Annotated in this window: 13 protein-coding genes; 5 read left to right on the top strand and 8 right to left on the bottom strand. The window is 55.0% G+C overall.

Features of this window, described 5'->3' with window-relative positions; translation table 11 throughout:
* From ACTIKR_RS10735 to dnaA, 3 genes are all read right to left on the bottom strand, one after another.
* A partial coding sequence (locus ACTIKR_RS10735; protein ID WP_442327828.1) for a DNA gyrase subunit B occupies positions 1–1,477 on the bottom strand: 1,477 nt, incomplete at its 3' end.
* Positions 1,478–1,657: 180 nt separating this feature from the next.
* Positions 1,658–2,767 carry a DNA polymerase III subunit beta gene (gene dnaN / locus ACTIKR_RS10730; protein ID WP_442327827.1) on the bottom strand — a complete coding sequence of 370 codons (1,110 nt, stop codon included), beginning with the start codon at positions 2,765–2,767 and terminating at the stop codon, positions 1,658–1,660.
* Between the two features lie 2 nt (positions 2,768–2,769).
* Positions 2,770–4,302 carry a chromosomal replication initiator protein DnaA gene (gene dnaA / locus ACTIKR_RS10725; RefSeq protein ID WP_442327826.1) on the bottom strand — a complete coding sequence of 511 codons (1,533 nt, stop codon included), beginning with the start codon at positions 4,300–4,302 and terminating at the stop codon, positions 2,770–2,772.
* 903 nt (positions 4,303–5,205) lie between these two features.
* On the opposite strand from dnaA, the gene rpmH reads away from it, so the two are divergent.
* The 5 genes from rpmH (at position 5,206) to ACTIKR_RS10700 (ending at position 8,874) form a co-directional block, all read left to right on the top strand.
* Positions 5,206–5,340, top strand: coding sequence for a 50S ribosomal protein L34 (rpmH, locus tag ACTIKR_RS10720; protein WP_006578231.1), 135 nt, complete (start codon positions 5,206–5,208; stop codon positions 5,338–5,340).
* A gap of 62 nt (positions 5,341–5,402) precedes the next feature.
* Positions 5,403–5,798 (top strand): ribonuclease P protein component, encoded by a 396-nt coding sequence (rnpA, locus tag ACTIKR_RS10715; RefSeq protein ID WP_193087948.1) that lies wholly within the window; start codon positions 5,403–5,405, stop codon positions 5,796–5,798.
* Positions 5,795–6,052 carry a membrane protein insertion efficiency factor YidD gene (gene yidD, locus ACTIKR_RS10710; protein WP_193087947.1) on the top strand — a complete coding sequence of 86 codons (258 nt, stop codon included), beginning with the start codon at positions 5,795–5,797 and terminating at the stop codon, positions 6,050–6,052. Before rnpA ends, yidD begins: the two co-directional genes overlap by 4 nt.
* A 93-nt stretch (positions 6,053–6,145) precedes the next feature.
* Positions 6,146–7,825: a membrane protein insertase YidC gene (yidC, locus tag ACTIKR_RS10705; RefSeq protein ID WP_193087946.1), complete on the top strand. Its 1,680-nt coding sequence runs from the start codon at positions 6,146–6,148 to the stop codon at positions 7,823–7,825.
* A gap of 164 nt (positions 7,826–7,989) precedes the next feature.
* On the top strand, positions 7,990–8,874 hold the full coding sequence (locus ACTIKR_RS10700) for a LysR family transcriptional regulator (protein ID WP_193087945.1): 885 nt from the start codon (positions 7,990–7,992) through the stop codon (positions 8,872–8,874).
* A 150-nt stretch (positions 8,875–9,024) separates the two neighbouring features.
* Here the strand turns inward: ACTIKR_RS10700 and ACTIKR_RS10695 are convergent, their stop codons facing one another.
* The 5 genes from ACTIKR_RS10695 to ACTIKR_RS10675 all read right to left on the bottom strand — a co-directional run bounded on the left by ACTIKR_RS10695 (position 9,025) and on the right by ACTIKR_RS10675 (position 15,591).
* The gene (locus ACTIKR_RS10695) at positions 9,025–10,029 is read right to left on the bottom strand and encodes a D-2-hydroxyacid dehydrogenase (protein ID WP_442327825.1); all 1,005 of its coding nucleotides are present in this window, start codon (positions 10,027–10,029) and stop codon (positions 9,025–9,027) included.
* A 104-nt stretch (positions 10,030–10,133) separates the two neighbouring features.
* Positions 10,134–11,120 carry a Bug family tripartite tricarboxylate transporter substrate binding protein gene (locus tag ACTIKR_RS10690; protein ID WP_193087943.1) on the bottom strand — a complete coding sequence of 329 codons (987 nt, stop codon included), beginning with the start codon at positions 11,118–11,120 and terminating at the stop codon, positions 10,134–10,136.
* Between the two features lie 234 nt (positions 11,121–11,354).
* The gene (locus tag ACTIKR_RS10685; RefSeq protein ID WP_442327824.1) at positions 11,355–12,134 is read right to left on the bottom strand and encodes a class II aldolase/adducin family protein; all 780 of its coding nucleotides are present in this window, start codon (positions 12,132–12,134) and stop codon (positions 11,355–11,357) included.
* Positions 12,135–12,259: 125 nt separating this feature from the next.
* Positions 12,260–13,408 carry an acyl-CoA dehydrogenase family protein gene (locus ACTIKR_RS10680; protein WP_442327823.1) on the bottom strand — a complete coding sequence of 383 codons (1,149 nt, stop codon included), beginning with the start codon at positions 13,406–13,408 and terminating at the stop codon, positions 12,260–12,262.
* A gap of 38 nt (positions 13,409–13,446) precedes the next feature.
* Positions 13,447–15,591: an acetate--CoA ligase family protein gene (locus ACTIKR_RS10675; RefSeq protein ID WP_370540186.1), complete on the bottom strand. Its 2,145-nt coding sequence runs from the start codon at positions 15,589–15,591 to the stop codon at positions 13,447–13,449.
* Positions 15,592–15,606 lie beyond the last annotated feature (15 nt).

Below are 15,606 nucleotides of genomic sequence, written 5' to 3'. Positions count from 1 at the left end.
GCCCGATGCTGGTGCCCAATGCGGTAATCAGGGTTGTGATCTGTTCGCTGGCAATGAGTTTGTCAAAGCGCGCTTTTTCCACGTTCAGCACTTTGCCGCGCAGAGGCAGAATGGCCTGAAACTTGCGGTCCCGGCCCTGTTTGGCCGAACCACCCGCGGAGTCACCCTCCACAATATAGATTTCAGATTTAGCGGGATCTTTTTCCTGGCAATCGGCCAGTTTACCGGGCAGACCAGCACCCTCGAGCACGCTCTTGCGACGAGTCATCTCGCGTGCGCGGCGCGCGGCTTCGCGGGCCCGTGCTGCATCTACGATTTTGGCGCAAATGGCTTTTGCATCGGTGGGGTTTTCTAGCAGAAAGGTTTCCAGCGTGCGGGCCACGGCCTCTTCCACTGCCGGGCGCACTTCACTGGAGACCAGCTTTTCCTTGGTCTGCGAGCTAAATTTTGGCTCGGGCACCTTGACCGACAGCACGCAGCTTAAGCCTTCGCGCATATCGTCGCCGGTGGTGTCAACCTTGGCCTTTTTAGCCATTTCGTTGTCAGCAATGTACTTGTTGATGACACGCGTCATCGCAGCACGCAGGCCGGTCAGGTGGGTACCGCCATCGCGTTGTGGAATATTGTTGGTAAAGCACAAAACACTTTCACCATAGCTGTCATTCCATTGCATGGCCACATCAACGGTAATGGCTGGCTCGTCACCCTGCGACTCTGTAGAGACGGCAAACACATTCGGATGCAGAACCGTTTTTGTGCGGTTGATGTATTCAACAAACCCTTTTACGCCACCAGAGAAAGCAAAATTCTCTTCCTTGCCCTGGCGTTCGTCCACCAGTCGCACTTTGACGCCATTGTTCAGGAAGGACAGTTCGCGCAGTCGCTTGGACAGGATCTCGTAATGGTACTCCATGTTCTCGAAGATCTGACCATCGGCCAGATAGCGCACTTCGGTACCGGTTTTATCGGTCGAGCCAACCACCTTCAGCGGTTCCACGCGCTCGCCACGGCGAAACTCCATGTTATGAACCTGGCCGTTGCGGCGAATGGTCAGGCGCAGCCATTCGGATAGCGCGTTCACGCAGGATACACCCACGCCGTGCAGGCCGCCTGACACCTTGTAGGAGTTCTGGTCGAACTTACCGCCGGCATGAAGTTCGGTCATCACGATTTCAGCCGCACTGCGGTGAAATTCGTCGCCCTTGTGTATGTCAGTTGGAATACCACGACCGTTATCGGTGACGGAAATGGAGTTATCGGTGTGAATAGTCACCACGATATCATCGCAATATCCCGCCAGCGCTTCGTCGATCGCGTTGTCCACCACTTCGAAAATCATGTGGTGCAGACCGGTGCCGTCCGATGTATCGCCGATGTACATGCCGGGGCGCTTGCGCACGGCCTCCAGGCCCTTGAGCATTCTGATGGAATCGGCGCCGTATTCGTTTTCCTGAACTGGCTGGGTATTTTCTGACATAGTTTTGGTAACTCTTCGATTAATTAACTGCTTTGGCGGAAGCGACTGCCTGAACGCAGCGGCAATATTTCAATTGAAATTTAAAATCTTTTGCCGGCGCGTGTCGCGGTACGCACCCCGCTGTGAACAATAACCAGCCACCCCTTTGCAGGGCAAAGATATGGCCGGCTGTCACGATTTTTAGATACGCATTGGCATGACAACGTATTTGAAGTGCTTTTCATCTGGCAGTGTAATCAGCGCCGAGGCGTTGACATCGGGCTTGACCGACCAGATTACCTCGTCTGTTTTCGCCATGGAAAGCACATCCTGCAGATAGGTCACATTAAAGCCAACACTGAGGGGCTCAAAGCTGTAATCTATTTCAATTTCGTCCTGGGCATTTTCCTGGTCTGCATTGATATATTTCATTTGCAGCAGATTATTTTCCAGATTCAGCTTGATGCCTTTGAGCTTGTCAGTCATCAGAATGGATGCGATGTGCAAGCTGCTTTGCAGTGCCTCGCGATTCACGTTGAAATGACGGGTGTAATCACTGGGGATAACACGCTTGAAGTCGGGAAACTTGCCTTCGACCAGCTTGGAAATCAATTCGATGTCGCCAAAGGTGAAACGGATCTGGCTGGCCGACACATCAATATTGACAGGCTCGTCGCTGTCGTCAAGCAGGCGCTGCACTTCAAGGACGGTTTTGCGTGGCAGGATGACTTCGCTGGAAGACTGAATGCCTTCGATATCTTCAGCGGCATGAGCCAGACGGTGACCGTCGGTAGCCACGGCGCGCACCATACCGGGTTCGAACACCATGAGCGTACCATTCAGGTAATAACGGATGTCCTGCTGCGCCATGGAAAAATGCACCATGCCAAACAGCTTGCGCAAGGCCTTTTGCGGCATCGTGAAAGACACGTTCCAGCTCTCGGGTACCGACACGGTCGGGTACTCGGACCCATTCAGGGTTTGCAGCTCCAGGCGGCTTCTGCCGGACTGAATGCCCAGTTTGCCGTCCTGCAGCTTGAGCTTGACTTCATTGGCCGCTGGCAGTGCGCGGACAAAGTCAAGCAGCTTGCGTGCGGCAACCGTTGTAGACTCCACATCGTCACCCACGCCGAAGTCGGCATGCGTGGTGATCTGGACCTCTAGGTCAGTTGCCACAAACGCAATTTTATTCCCCTCTTTACGCAACAGAATATTTGCCAGGATCGGCATCGTGTGCCGGCGCTCTACAATCCCGGCGACCGTTTGCAGCGGTTTGAGCAGCGCATCGCGATTCGCTTGTAACAGTTGCATGATTATCCTTTTAAGGTTTGTTCCAATACGTGTAACTGGTGATTCAACTCGGCGTTCTTGGCACGCTGTTCCGTAATCTTGCGAACTGCATGCAGCACCGTTGTGTGATCTCTGCCGCCGAACGAATCTCCAATTTCCGGCAGGCTTTTCTGCGTTAATTCCTTGGCCAGGTACATGGCGATCTGTCGGGCCATGGCAATATTAGCCGGCCGACGTTTCGAGTACATCTCCTGGACCTTCAGCTTGTAAAAATCGGCCACTGTCTTCTGGATGTTCTCGATGGTAATCTGGCCGATCGATACCGACAGCAAATCCTTGAGCGCTTCCTTGCAGAATTCGACCGTGATGATTTTCACGCCATGAAAGCCGGCGTAAGCAGACACCCGGGACAGCGCCCCTTCCAGTTCCCTGACATTACTGCGCAAATGCTTCGCTATGAAGAACGCCGCTTCTTCCTTCAGGACGATAGAGGTTTTCTCTTCGGCCTTGCGCAACAGGATGGCAACACGCATTTCCAGCTCGGGCGGCTCGATCTGTACCGTGAGGCCCGAATCGAAGCGCGACGTAAGCCGGCTGTTGATATCCTGCAATTCGCGCGGATAGGTATCGGAAGTAATCACGATTTGCCGGCCGCGCTGCACCATGGTTTCATAGAGCAGAAAGAACTCCTCCTGCGTGCGTTCTTTTTTGCGAAAAAACTGGATGTCATCGATCAGCAACAGATCCAGCGAATGATAATACCGTTTCAGATCGTCAAAAGTATTGGTCTGGAACGATTTGACCATGTCGGAATAATACTGGTCGGCATGAATATAACGAACCCGGCTGACCTTGCCTGCCTTAAATAGTGCGTTACCGATGCCGTGCATCAGGTGCGTCTTGCCCAGGCCCGTGCTGCCATACAGAAAGAACGGGTTATACGAAGAAACGCCGGGATTTTCAACGATTTGTGCAGATGCGGCGTTGGCCAGCTGGTTGGATTTACCAATGACCAGGCTTTCGAACGTCAGGTTCGCATTCATGTGCGAACGTTTGTACACGTGGTCTTCAGGCGCCTGTCCAACCGTCTCGATAATAACCACGGGTTCTTTGCCCGTTGCTGCCGGTTCCACAGCCGTTGTTGTCCGGGTTGCCGTATGCAGCGCTGCGCTGGCGCCATGGCCATTGAGCTGGGTGGCCGCGCCGTTAGTGTATTCACGGGGCGCCGGGGCGCCAGCCGTTGGGCCAGCAGGCATACCCGTCGGCGGCGACATGGCCGGGCCATGCACCTGGGACACATGATGGTCGCGTCGCGCTACCTGGAAGATGACCCGGATACCTGGTCGGTTAAACCAGTTGCTGGCCAGTTCCTGGATGCGCTGTGTATAGTTGGTGCGTGCCCAGTTCTGTTTGATGGCGTTTGGCGCGGACACGCGAACTTCGCCCAGTTCTTCATCAAAACTGAGAAATGACAGGGGGTGCACCCATGCCTTCATCTGTTCGGGAGGGAGTTCCTGGGCCAGGGAATGCACGCAGGATTGCCAAAACTCTTGCATATCGACGTCAATCTGAAAACGTCCTATTTTACCCTGATTCGGACAAAGTTATCCACAGGCAGCCCGGCTGTTTCAAAGTTTCCACAGCAGTTGACGCTTTGTCGCAAAAAGGATAGAAACATCGGGCAATAAGGGGCTATCTGAGGCAATTTTGCATCATCTTGCCGCGATTGTTCGCAGATAGGGCATACCCATCAGCAGACACTTGACAACAGAAAGGCAAATATTATTGGAAAAGCCACCTAAACCATTGACTATTCACAAAAAATTTGATGAAATATAAGGCTTTACAAAATTGCGATACGTGCCTGATGTTTAGCGGACGGCATAGTTGATGCGTGATGAACGCATTTTTCAGCCGCTGCCTTTTAGTATCTTTTAAGATTTCAGGCACTGCGATACGTAAAAAACGCTGGAAAAGACTCTGGGGCCGGTTTCAAGCAGGTTCGACATTTCCCTTGTTATTCAATGGGTTGTGAGCCTGGGCTTTGCTGTTGTCGGTTCGCTTTTTGTCATGTTGCTCATCTTTGCGCATGCGGGCTGCAACCGGCACCGGGCACACGAAAAGCAGGTCGGTTGCCTGATGGGCGGCCAGAGTCGGGCAGCAAGCTAAGCCCGCTCACCCGGATTGCAAGTGGCAACACCTGGTCCTGGAGCGGCGCAGAACAATGTGATGGGTCGTCAGTGAAGCAGCCAATTAGGGCTGGCATTGCGACACAACACAACAGACAGCCTGCGGTCAGCCTTTGCTGTAACCCGTTATCAGCCCAAACGTCACCCATGTGAGGTTTGGCTGCGGGCAGAGTCACCGTATCAATGCTTTTGTCTTGACACGCGGCGGCGAACAAACCGTCCGGCAGTAGCCGTATTTAACTTTAGCTCTTTATTTTTGGTGGAATTTCCATGAAACGTACTTACCAACCTTCCGTAACTCGTCGCAAACGCACACACGGCTTTCGTGTCCGCATGAAAACCCGTGGTGGCCGCGCCGTGATCAACGCTCGCCGCGCCAAAGGCCGTAAACGTCTGGCCGTCTGAGTGCGATCCGGACCCCGATCCGATCGCGCCTGACCAGGCAGAAGACGGTTCCTGTCCGTTTCATGCAAAGCGCCACCTATCCCAAAGCGGCGCGACTGCACCGCCCCTCTGAATTCACGAATCTTCTGAGAGGAAGACGTGTGTCCCGGGGGGCGTTGTTCACTCTGAACCACGCGCAGCCCTCGCCCCCTTTGCCCGAGCCCACTGCAAGACTGGGCATGATTATCGCCAAGCGCTTTGCTGTGCGGGCGACCACCCGCAACACCATCAAGCGAGTCATTCGCGAATCCTTTCGTCATCACCGTCTGAACCTGCCGGCCGCCGACTATCTGGTGCGCCTGCATTGCAAGATCGAACCGTGTTCGCTGACGGTACTGCGCCAACGGGTGCGCCAGGAAGTAGATAGCCACTTCGCACGCGCGCTTGCCAGTCGTCCCGACAACAAGGAGCAGCGATGATTCGCCAGATTCTGATTGCACCGATCCGTTTTTACCGGTACTTTATCAGTCCCTGGGTGGGTCAGTCCTGTCGGTTTACGCCCACCTGCTCGGCTTATATGGAACAGGCTATCCATACGCACGGCGCCGGCAAGGGCCTGTGGCTGGGAACCAAACGGCTTTGTCGCTGTCATCCCTTTAGCCCAGGCGGTCATGATCCGGTGCCGCCGGCCAAGGCATCCACAGGCGCCACGACCGCAGCAAATCATGAATAATTTCAGTAGACTGCCTGCAAAACCGCATTCCCGCAATATGCACTGGGTTACACTAGTGCGTTTTTCCAACCGCTCTTACTGTAATCAGGTTACATGGATATCCGACGCACCATACTCTGGATGATATTTGTTTTCTCGGCATTTATGCTGTGGAACAACTGGCAAACCTATACCGGTCATCCCTCTCTTCTTGGCGAACAGCCCACGGTCGCGCAGCAGGATAATACTGCACCGGCTTCGGCGACACCGCAAGCCGATACGCCGTCTGCACCAGCGGTGCCGGGTGCGTCAACCACGCCTGCCCAGGCACAGGCTGCGACAAGCGCGCCATCCGAGATTGTTGACGTCGAAACCGACGAGTTCCGTCTCCAGTTCGATACGATGGGCGCGCAACTGGTTCATGCCGAGTTGCGTAAGCACCGGGATACGGCCGACGAAACCAAGTCTGCCGTTCTGCTGGAAAACAACGAGATCTCGCGCTATACGGTACAAAGCGGTATTGTTGCCCCGGCCGGCCAGAAGAAAAACTATCCTGATCAGTACAAGCCTTTCAAACTGATATCGACCGAGACAACCATGACCGGCGACACACTGCCGGTTGTGTTCGAATCCGAATCGGGCGGCCTGAAAGTGACGCGTACGTACACCTTCAACAAGGGAACGTATCGGGTCGACGTTCAGGACGTTATTACCAATACCAGCCAGGAACCCCAACAGCCATCACAGTATTTGCAGATCACCCGTGACAGCAAGGATCCTCCGGGCGCTTCCAGCTTTTACCATACCTTTACCGGTCCGGCGATCTATACCGAGGAAGGACGCTTCCAGAAATTCTCTTTTTCAGACATAGATAAAAACAGCGCCGAGTACATCAAGCAGTCCAAAGACGGCTGGATCGCCATGATCGAGCATTATTTTGTCACGGCCTGGGTACCGCCAGAAGGCAAAGACCGCCTGTATAACCTGCGCAAGACCCCCGAAGGCCTTTACGCGGTAAGCACTGTCGAGCCGCTGGGCACATTGGCGCCCGGCGCCAGCATCACGACCGGTGCCGAACTGTGGGTCGGCCCGCAGGACCAGGATGCACTGGCATCAGTGGCGCCTGGCCTGGACGTCGTGGTCGATTACGGCTGGCTGACCATCATTGCCAAGCCCATGTTTGCGGTCATGCAATGGATCCACTCGATCGTGGGCAACTGGGGCTGGACCATCGTTCTGCTCACCTGCCTGATCAAACTGGTTTTCTTCCCTCTGTCGGCCGCCAGCTACAAATCCATGGCGAAGATGAAAAACGTCGCGCCACGCATGCAGGCCATGAAAGAGAAATTCGGGGATGACCGTCAGGCGCTCAATGCGGCCATGATGGAAATGTACCGCAATGAAAAAATCAATCCGTTGGGCGGGTGTCTACCCATCCTGGTGCAAATTCCGGTCTTCCTGACCCTGTATCGGGTCCTCTTGGCCAGCGTCGAAATGCGCGGTGCGCCATGGATCGGCTGGATTCACGATCTGTCGGTACACGACCCCTACTTTATCCTGCCGATCTTCATGATGGCCAGTATGTTCCTGCAGATGCGTCTGAATCCGAAACCACCGGATCCGATGCAGGCCAAGATCATGATGTTCATGCCGCTTATCTTCGGCGCCATGATGTTCATGTTCCCAGCCGGCCTGGTGCTGTACTGGTGCGTCAATAACGTGCTGTCCATTGCCCAGCAATGGTTCATCACGCACAATATGAATAAGGCTGCCAACGACGCCAAGATAGGCTGAGTAAGGGACAGACCCCCAGGTCTGTCGGCAGGCTGCCCGCCACGGGCCACGGACCGCTATTGCATACGCAATAGCGGTTTTTTTCTGCCCGACTGTTCATGTTATGATTTTGCAGCACGTCATGGGTCGGCTTGCGACCGCCAGAACACACATAAGAGAGACGCATGAAAAAGCTGGATATCCCTTCGCTGGAAGCCTTTGTCGCTGCCGTAGAGGAAAAAAGCCTGTCCCGGGCGGCGCAGCGCGAAAATCTGGTGACATCAGCGATAAGCAAGCGGATTACCGACCTGGAACAGCATCTGGACAAAACCCTGCTCTCGCGGCACGGTCGCGGCGTTGAGCCCACGCCGGCGGGCATGTTGCTGTACCAGCACGCCAAATCCATCCTGCGCAATTTGCGACTGACCGAGAATCTGATTCACGAATTTGCCAATGACGGAAAAGCCCAATTACGACTGCTGGCCAACCCGTCAACCATATTGCAGTTCCTGCCGCAGCAGATGGCGTCCTACCTTAAAAGCCATAGCCGACTGCGGATCGATCTGGTCGAATGCCACAGCTACGACGTGCCACGGCTGATCGCAGAGGATTCGGGCGATATCGGGATTTATCATGCTGACCAGCCTGCCACGGGCGTGGTTTCCTATCCTTATAAACAGGACCGCGTGGGTCTGGTCGTTCCCAACGGGCATCCGCTGGCGCAACGGCAGTCGCTGTTTCTTGAAGAGGCGCTGGAGTACGATTTGCTTGGCTACTTCCCTCGCCATTCGCTGGACTCCTTTCTGGCCTATGTGGAGCCCTCGCTGTCACGCCCCCCCAATGTGAACCTGCAGGTCTCCAATTTCGAAGCGCGCTGCCGGATGATCATGGAAGGTCTGGGTATTGGCGTTGTGCCCGAAAAAATCGCAGCCAACTATTTGCAGCCCATGGGACTGCAGCTGTTGCATTTGGAAGATAGCTGGGCGCAGCGGCAGTTCTATGTCTGTGTCAAGGCCATTGACGCGCAGCAGCCGCTGATCCGTGAGCTGCTGGACGCGCTGATGCAATAATGCGCGGTCCTGGTCAATTGCATTAGTGACACGGCATTAAGAAGACCGCATGAATGGCCTGCATTCACGACACGCATTAACCGTACCCATTCATCGACTTACAGGGGCGTTAACGGCTCCGCCGCGTTCTGGCGCCCATCCGTTCGGGTGTTAACGCGACAGGTTGCGCAATGGCTGCCCTCGCACCCAGTTGTTCAGATTTTCCAGAAAAATATCGGCTACACGCGCCTCGTTACCGATGGAATGGCCGGCCGTGTGCGGCGATACAATAACGCTTGGCATATCCCACAGTGGCGAATCCGATTCAAGCGGCTCTTTTTCCACCACATCCAAGTAAGCGCCGGCGATATGGCCTTTGCGCAATGCGTCGATCAGCGCCGCCTCGTCAATGACCTCGCCGCGCGACACGTTAACAATACAGGCGCCAGGTTTCATCGCATCCAGCGCTTTGCGATCAATCAGTCGACGCGTCGTCTCGGTCAACGGACAGGCCAGGATCATCCAGTCGGTTTCCGGCAGTATCCGATGCATGGCGTCGTACGAGATCATGGGAATGTCTGTCGGAGTGGTAACGGCGCTGTTGCGCAATACGGTCACCCGCATGCCAAGCATGCCCAGATAGCGCTGTATGGTTTGCCCTATGGGCCCCCAGCCGGCCAGCACCACGTGCTGTCCCTGCAGATCTGCCGGCATCAAATCATCCAGCAGCGGCGCCCATATATGATCGCGCTGTGCCTGTTCCAGAAAACGAAAACGCCGGTTCAATGCCAGCACCGCAGCCAGCACGCTTTCGGCGACGATCCCCGATAGCGCACCAGTGGAACTGGTGACTTTGAGCCCCTTGTCACGCAGGCTCACATAGACCGGGCGATCCACACCCGCAGAATGAACATGCACCCACTGCAAATTGGGCGCTTGCTCCATCATCCGGTAAAAGGTGTCCGTTGCAGGATCCAGCACATACTTGGTTGAACGCCCCGTGATATCCCGGGACACAAATGCAATATCAACCTGTGCCAGGGTCTGATCGTCCAGTCGTTGACCGCTATAGGGTATAAAGTGAATCTGATCCAGGCCGTAGCGCGACCTTGCAACCTCGCGCACGTACGCCTGCACCTTTGCCGAAATCAGTACATTCAATGCCTGTGTTGCCATGGTTTTTCAAGTGCAATAGAGAAGAATGAAAGGGGGCAAGCAGGCGTGCCGCCCCCTATGGAAAGATAATGAACCAAGTCTGCCGCAATTGGGCTGGCAACGGCTTATTTTGCAGAAATATTCATTTCAGCGGTAAACGCTTTCCACTTCTCATTCTCAGCTTTCACAAATTGGGTGAAGGATTCGGCGGTGCCGCCCACCGGCTCGGCACCTTCGTTGGATAACTTGGTTTTGACCGTGGGATTCTGCAACACCGTGTTGATATCCTTGTTCAGTTTCTGAATGATATTATCCGGTGTTTTTGCCGGCGCGAAATAACCAAACCAGGATCCCATGGCAAAGTCCTTGTAACCGGCCTCCTGCATGGTTGGTACATCTTTGAGCGCAGGCGAACGTTTCGTGGTGGAAACAGCCAGCGGGATAAGCTTACCGCCCTTGATATTTCCCATGACCGAGGGCAGCGTCGCAAACATGAACTGCACGCGTCCCGACATGACATCATTCAAGGCATCCGCGCCTTTATAGGGGATATGCGTCACGGTCAAATTGCGGGTTTTGGCCATCATTGCGCATGATAAATGCGCGGCCGTCCCCACACCGGTAGACGCACAATTGAATGACCCTGGCTTGGCCTCGATCTGTCTGGTCAGTTCCTGCACCGATTTGACATTCAGCGAGGGTGCCACGACCAGCACGTTTGGCACATCAGCGACCAGTACCACTGCGCGCAGATCAGTCATCGTGTTAAAGGCCCTTTTGGAATAAATGTATGGATTGACAGCGATGGGGCCGATCGAATTCATCAGGATCGTGTAGCCATCGGGTTTGGCACTGACCACTGCGCCCGTACCAATGTTGCCGGCGGCACCTGGCTTGTTTTCTACGACAACGCTTTGGTCCCACATCTTGCCCAGCTCATTGCTTACTTCACGCGCAATAATATCGGTGGTGCCGCCAGCGGTAAAGGCAACAACCGTTTTGACCGGTTTGGTCGGCCATTCCTGTGCCAAGGCTGTCGATGCGGTCGCATGCATGGCCACAATAGTGGCCAAAACAGCGGCCTGCCCGATCTTTGAATTACACTTGTACATGGTCTGTCTCCTCGTATTTGTTAAAGTAATTACATCTGTGAATAGCTATTTTTCCGACACACGGTCGCAGATATACGCACACGGTCATGGCTCACCGCAATGGCGGCCAAGTTGCTTGCGTTGGTGATGCCACAACACGTCCTGCATACGGTCTGCCTGCCCGCCCCGAATGAGCCGCAAGCGCGCTCGCGGACTGATTGCAGTATCCAGACAGCAAGACGCAAAAGCGCCGGCTCAGTCCATAAAGCTGGCGTCCAGCCTTTCCATTTTTCTCAACAATGCCGGCCACTCCATCAGCCCATAGGGACGACGCGTGCCAGGCTGGTAATTTTTGTAGGTTTCTTCCAGCACTGGCGCACTCACCTCATTCAGCGGTGTATTGCAGGACATGGCGGCAATCTGGGCACGGCAGGCCAGCTCCAGGCGATGCATCCAGTTGAACGCCTCGCCTATCGTATTGCCCGCTGTAAGCAAGCCGTGATTGCGCAAGATCATGGCTTCGGACGTACCCAGGTCCCTGACCAGAGATTCCTGTTCACTCAGATCCAGCACAACGCCCTGGTAGTCGTGATACGCAATGCGCAGAAAACGCATGGCTGTCTGATTCAGTGGCAGCAACCCGCATTTGAGCGAGGAGACCGCCATCCCGGCCCAGGTATGCGTGTGAATCACACAGGCAACTTCCCTGCGGGCTTCGTGGATCGCACTGTGAATCACAAAGCCTGCCTTATTTACGCCGTAATTGAGATCCTCAAAATCCGGCGAACTCAATAGATTGCCTTTGTGGTCAATTTTGAGCAGGCTCGAGGCCGTAATCTCTTCGTACAGCAGTCCATAGGCATTGATCAGGAAAGCATCTTCTTCATCGGGCACTCGCAGCGAAATGTGATTGGCGATCATATCGGACATGCCGTAGTGCGCCATCAGGCGGTAGCAGGCAGCCAGGTCTACGCGCGCCTGCCACTCCGTCTCGCTGCATGTCTGTTTTGCACTTGCTATGTGAATCTGGCTCATCATTTGGTCCTTTTTGAAATATGAATTCTTTTGCATTCATAATAAAAAACAGCAGCACCAACCGTTCACTGCTGCTAACCCTATATAGCAATTGAAATAAATATTCTTTGATTGCAATGGGCTGCTTACGATGCCCGCTGCGAGAAGGTGCGTTCGAAAACGCCTTCGGCAATGCGATTTTTAAGAATCTCGATGGAGCCGCCCGCGATCATCCAGCCGCGACAACGACGCACACAATACTCCACCAGCGACTCACGGCTATAACCCATGCCGCCCATCACCTGCAATGCCTCGTTGGCCACATCAAAACCGATCTGGTTGCAGTACGCCTTGGCGATGGCCGTCTCGGTAGGTGAAGGAAAGCCGCTGTCTGCGCCAGAGGCGGCCTTGTACAACAGCAACTGCGCGGCATCAAGTTTGATACGCATATCGGCAAACTTCCATTGGATGCCCTGAAACTCGCACAGCAGCTTGCCGAACTGTCGTCGTTGCAGCGCCCACTGCCGGGCCTCTTCGTAGGCGTATCGCCCCAGCGCCAATGACCGCGAGGTATTGCCAAGTCGCTCCACATTAAAGCCAGCGATCTGCTTTTTGAAGCCGCCTTCGCCCAACACCACCTGCTCATCGGGTATATACACGTTGTCCATAAAAATCTCGACCCATTCCTCGTCGGACATAAAGGCGGAACGTTTACCCAGTCGCATGCCCTCTGCCTGGGTCTCGATCATGACCGAGCCAATACCCTTGGTACCCGGCCCGAAACGCACGTAGGCAAGAATGAAATCGGCATGCGGCCCGTGTGTCGTGAAAATTTTTGTTCCGTTGATACGCCATCCCTTGCCATCGCGGGTGGCCGTGGTCTTAAGTTCTGTCACGGCTGAGCCGGCATCCGGTTCGGTCATTCCCACTGCAATCAACGCTTTGCCTGCCAGCAGCGGCTTCAGATATTTCTCTTTCTGCAAGTCCGATCCATACTCGGCCAGCACACGGATCGCTCCGAAATTGCCGGCCTGAACCACATCGGCACTGCGCGGACAGACCGATGCCACAGTCTGTATGGCAATCACTGCGTCCATCAGCGTGCCACCCAGTCCACCGTCTGCTTCAGCAATAGTGATGCCAAGCAATCCCTGAGCTGCCATACGGCCGGATATATCCCATGGATAGTCCTGGCTATGTGCTCGCGCAACGGCGCCATCGCGCAGTTCGTTTTCGGCAAAGCGGCGCACCGCCGATTCAAAGCCCTTTTGTTCTGTATTCAGTTCGAAATCCATGCCTTTTATTCTCCTGCTTCAAATTTATTTGATAGTAATTACAACTGTGATATCTCGCGCAGACGGACAACTGCATCAACTGCGACAACGCCGTCTTTTCGAACAAACAGCGGATTGATCTCTGCTTCGGTCACCGGTTGAGCATCGATCAGCGCCAGCCTGGACAGCGCGACAATGGCGCGGGCCAGCGCGTTGCAATCGCCTTCGGGCAACTGCCGGTAACCACGAATCAATTGTGTGTGTTTCACTTCATGGATCATCTGCCAGGCCACTTGCTCGGACACCGGCGCCAGCCGCAGGGAAAAGTCCGGTTTGAGCTCTGCAGTGATGCCGCCTGCGCCAAGCATCACGGTCGGGCCAACCAGCGGGTCGTGCCGATAGCCCAGCATCAGTTCGATCAGGCGGCCTTCCATTTTCTGCACCATATAGCCGTCAATCACAGCTAGCGGGCAATGAGTCTTGACTTGATCGGCCATCGTGCTCAGCGCGGTAGCCAGAGCTTGCTCAGAGTCAATGCCAACCTTCACGCCACCGGCTTCTGTTTTATGAAGAATGTCCCGCGAGACAACCTTCAGGACCACCGGATAATCAATTGAATGGTCTGGCGCATGCGGTTGCACCATGGCGGACGAAACGACATCAATGCCCAGCGTGCCAAAGACCGACATGGCTTCAGGCTCGCTCAAATTGCCGCTAGCCGGGCAACCATCGGGCAACGTCACAGTCGGCAATTGCGCTGGCTGGCGCTGCCCTAGCGGCACGAAAAATGCGGCCAATGCATCTGCGCATGATTCGGGGGTACGAAAGGCTGCAATTGCATTTTTTTGCAGCAACTGCAATGATGCCTGCGCTTCGGGCGACAAAAATGCCACCAGTGGTTTGCTGCTGCCGTGCGCGGTTGCAACTGCATTCAGTATGGGCTGGACCACATATTGCGGATGAAATTGCGCCGAAGAGCCGGCGATGCATAGCACAGCGTCACACCAGTCGCTCTGCATGATCTCGGTCAGCAGGTCCTGATACTGTTCACTGCTGGCCGCCAGGGTCAGATCGATGACCGGCGTCTGGCGTATGTTCAGACCGCGCGAGGCCATATGCGAAATGAATTGTGCAGGCGGTGCAACCGCAACGAACCCGCGCAAGCCCAGGTTATCGACAACGGTTGCCGCACCCCCGCCGGTGGTCGTAATGACGGCCACGCGCGCCGGCGTATCTGTCCAGATCTGTGGCCGCATATGCGCATAGCGCGCAGCCAGCGGTGCGATCTCAAAAAGGGTCTCCAGCATGTTGACGCGTATGACGCTATGGGCGCGGAAATAGGCATCCATGGCGGCATCATTGCCGGCAATGGCGCCGGTGTGCGATTGCGACAGGGCGTCTCCCTGCTCCGAGCGCCCCAGCTTATATGCGATCACCGGCTTGCCGGCGCTGCGCGCCCGTTCCAGGGCGCCACTTAATGTATGCACATCCCGCAAGGTTTCCAGGAACAGCAGTATCACGCGGGTCGCGTCATCATCCACCATGGCGTCCAGTATTTCGCCAACTGAAATATCGCTTTCGTTGCCAACGGACACCAGATGGGAGAAACCAAAACCGCGCGCAGCCGCCCGAGACATGAGCGAGCCCATCATCGAGCCGCTTTGCGAAATAATACCGATATCGCCGGCAGTCAGATTGTCCATTTCAAATGCCGCATTGACGGAGATAACGCCACCGCTGTGAACATTGGCTAGACCAATACTATTGGGCCCCAGCACCCGTACGCCCAGGCGCCTTGCGGTCGCGCGCAGTTCCTGTTGCCTTTGCATGCCCTCTTCACCCGCTTCGGCAAAGCCGTCGGAGTAGATGGTGACCATGCCGATGCCCTTGCGTGCACATTGCTCGACCACGTCGGTGACACCGGCACTGTCGATCATCACGAACGCATGATCCACGTTATCGGGAAGCTGATCAATGCTGCCCCAGGCTTTGACACCATTGATCTGCGGGGCCGAAGGATTGACTGGATAAATATTGCCGGCAAAGCCGTGTTTCTGCATGAATCGCAAGGGCCTGGCGGTATTTTTTTTCTGATTGCTCGAGGCGCCAATCAGTGCGACCGACCCGGGGTTGAGCAATGCCTTGTTAAAGGCCCGACGCTGCGAAGAGCATTCGCTGCGCTGGTTTGAATCGTCATGTGTCATTGTCATTACCACTAC

Origin of the sequence: Advenella sp. (assembly GCF_052108595.1) — a bacterium.
Taxonomy (GTDB): Bacteria; Pseudomonadota; Gammaproteobacteria; order Burkholderiales; family Burkholderiaceae_B; genus Advenella.
The sequence above is the reverse complement of the archived record's forward strand: the minus strand, read 5'-3'. Positions and strand labels throughout refer to the sequence as shown.

Excerpts from the sequence above, each read along its gene's own strand:
- dnaN (WP_442327827.1), bottom strand. The coding sequence starts at position 2,767 with ATGCAACTGTTACAAGCGAATCGCGATGCGCTGCTCAAACCGCTGCAA.
- dnaA (WP_442327826.1), bottom strand. The coding sequence starts at position 4,302 with ATGCAAGAGTTTTGGCAATCCTGCGTGCATTCCCTGGCCCAGGAACTC.
- rpmH (WP_006578231.1), top strand. The coding sequence starts at position 5,206 with ATGAAACGTACTTACCAACCTTCCGTAACTCGTCGCAAACGCACACAC.
- rnpA (WP_193087948.1), top strand. The coding sequence starts at position 5,403 with ATGCAAAGCGCCACCTATCCCAAAGCGGCGCGACTGCACCGCCCCTCT.
- yidD (WP_193087947.1), top strand. The coding sequence starts at position 5,795 with ATGATTCGCCAGATTCTGATTGCACCGATCCGTTTTTACCGGTACTTT.
- yidC (WP_193087946.1), top strand. The coding sequence starts at position 6,146 with ATGGATATCCGACGCACCATACTCTGGATGATATTTGTTTTCTCGGCA.
- ACTIKR_RS10700 (WP_193087945.1), top strand. The coding sequence starts at position 7,990 with ATGAAAAAGCTGGATATCCCTTCGCTGGAAGCCTTTGTCGCTGCCGTA.
- ACTIKR_RS10695 (WP_442327825.1), bottom strand. The coding sequence starts at position 10,029 with ATGGCAACACAGGCATTGAATGTACTGATTTCGGCAAAGGTGCAGGCG.
- ACTIKR_RS10690 (WP_193087943.1), bottom strand. The coding sequence starts at position 11,120 with ATGTACAAGTGTAATTCAAAGATCGGGCAGGCCGCTGTTTTGGCCACT.
- ACTIKR_RS10685 (WP_442327824.1), bottom strand. The coding sequence starts at position 12,134 with ATGAGCCAGATTCACATAGCAAGTGCAAAACAGACATGCAGCGAGACG.
- ACTIKR_RS10680 (WP_442327823.1), bottom strand. The coding sequence starts at position 13,408 with ATGGATTTCGAACTGAATACAGAACAAAAGGGCTTTGAATCGGCGGTG.
- ACTIKR_RS10675 (WP_370540186.1), bottom strand. The coding sequence starts at position 15,591 with ATGACACATGACGATTCAAACCAGCGCAGCGAATGCTCTTCGCAGCGT.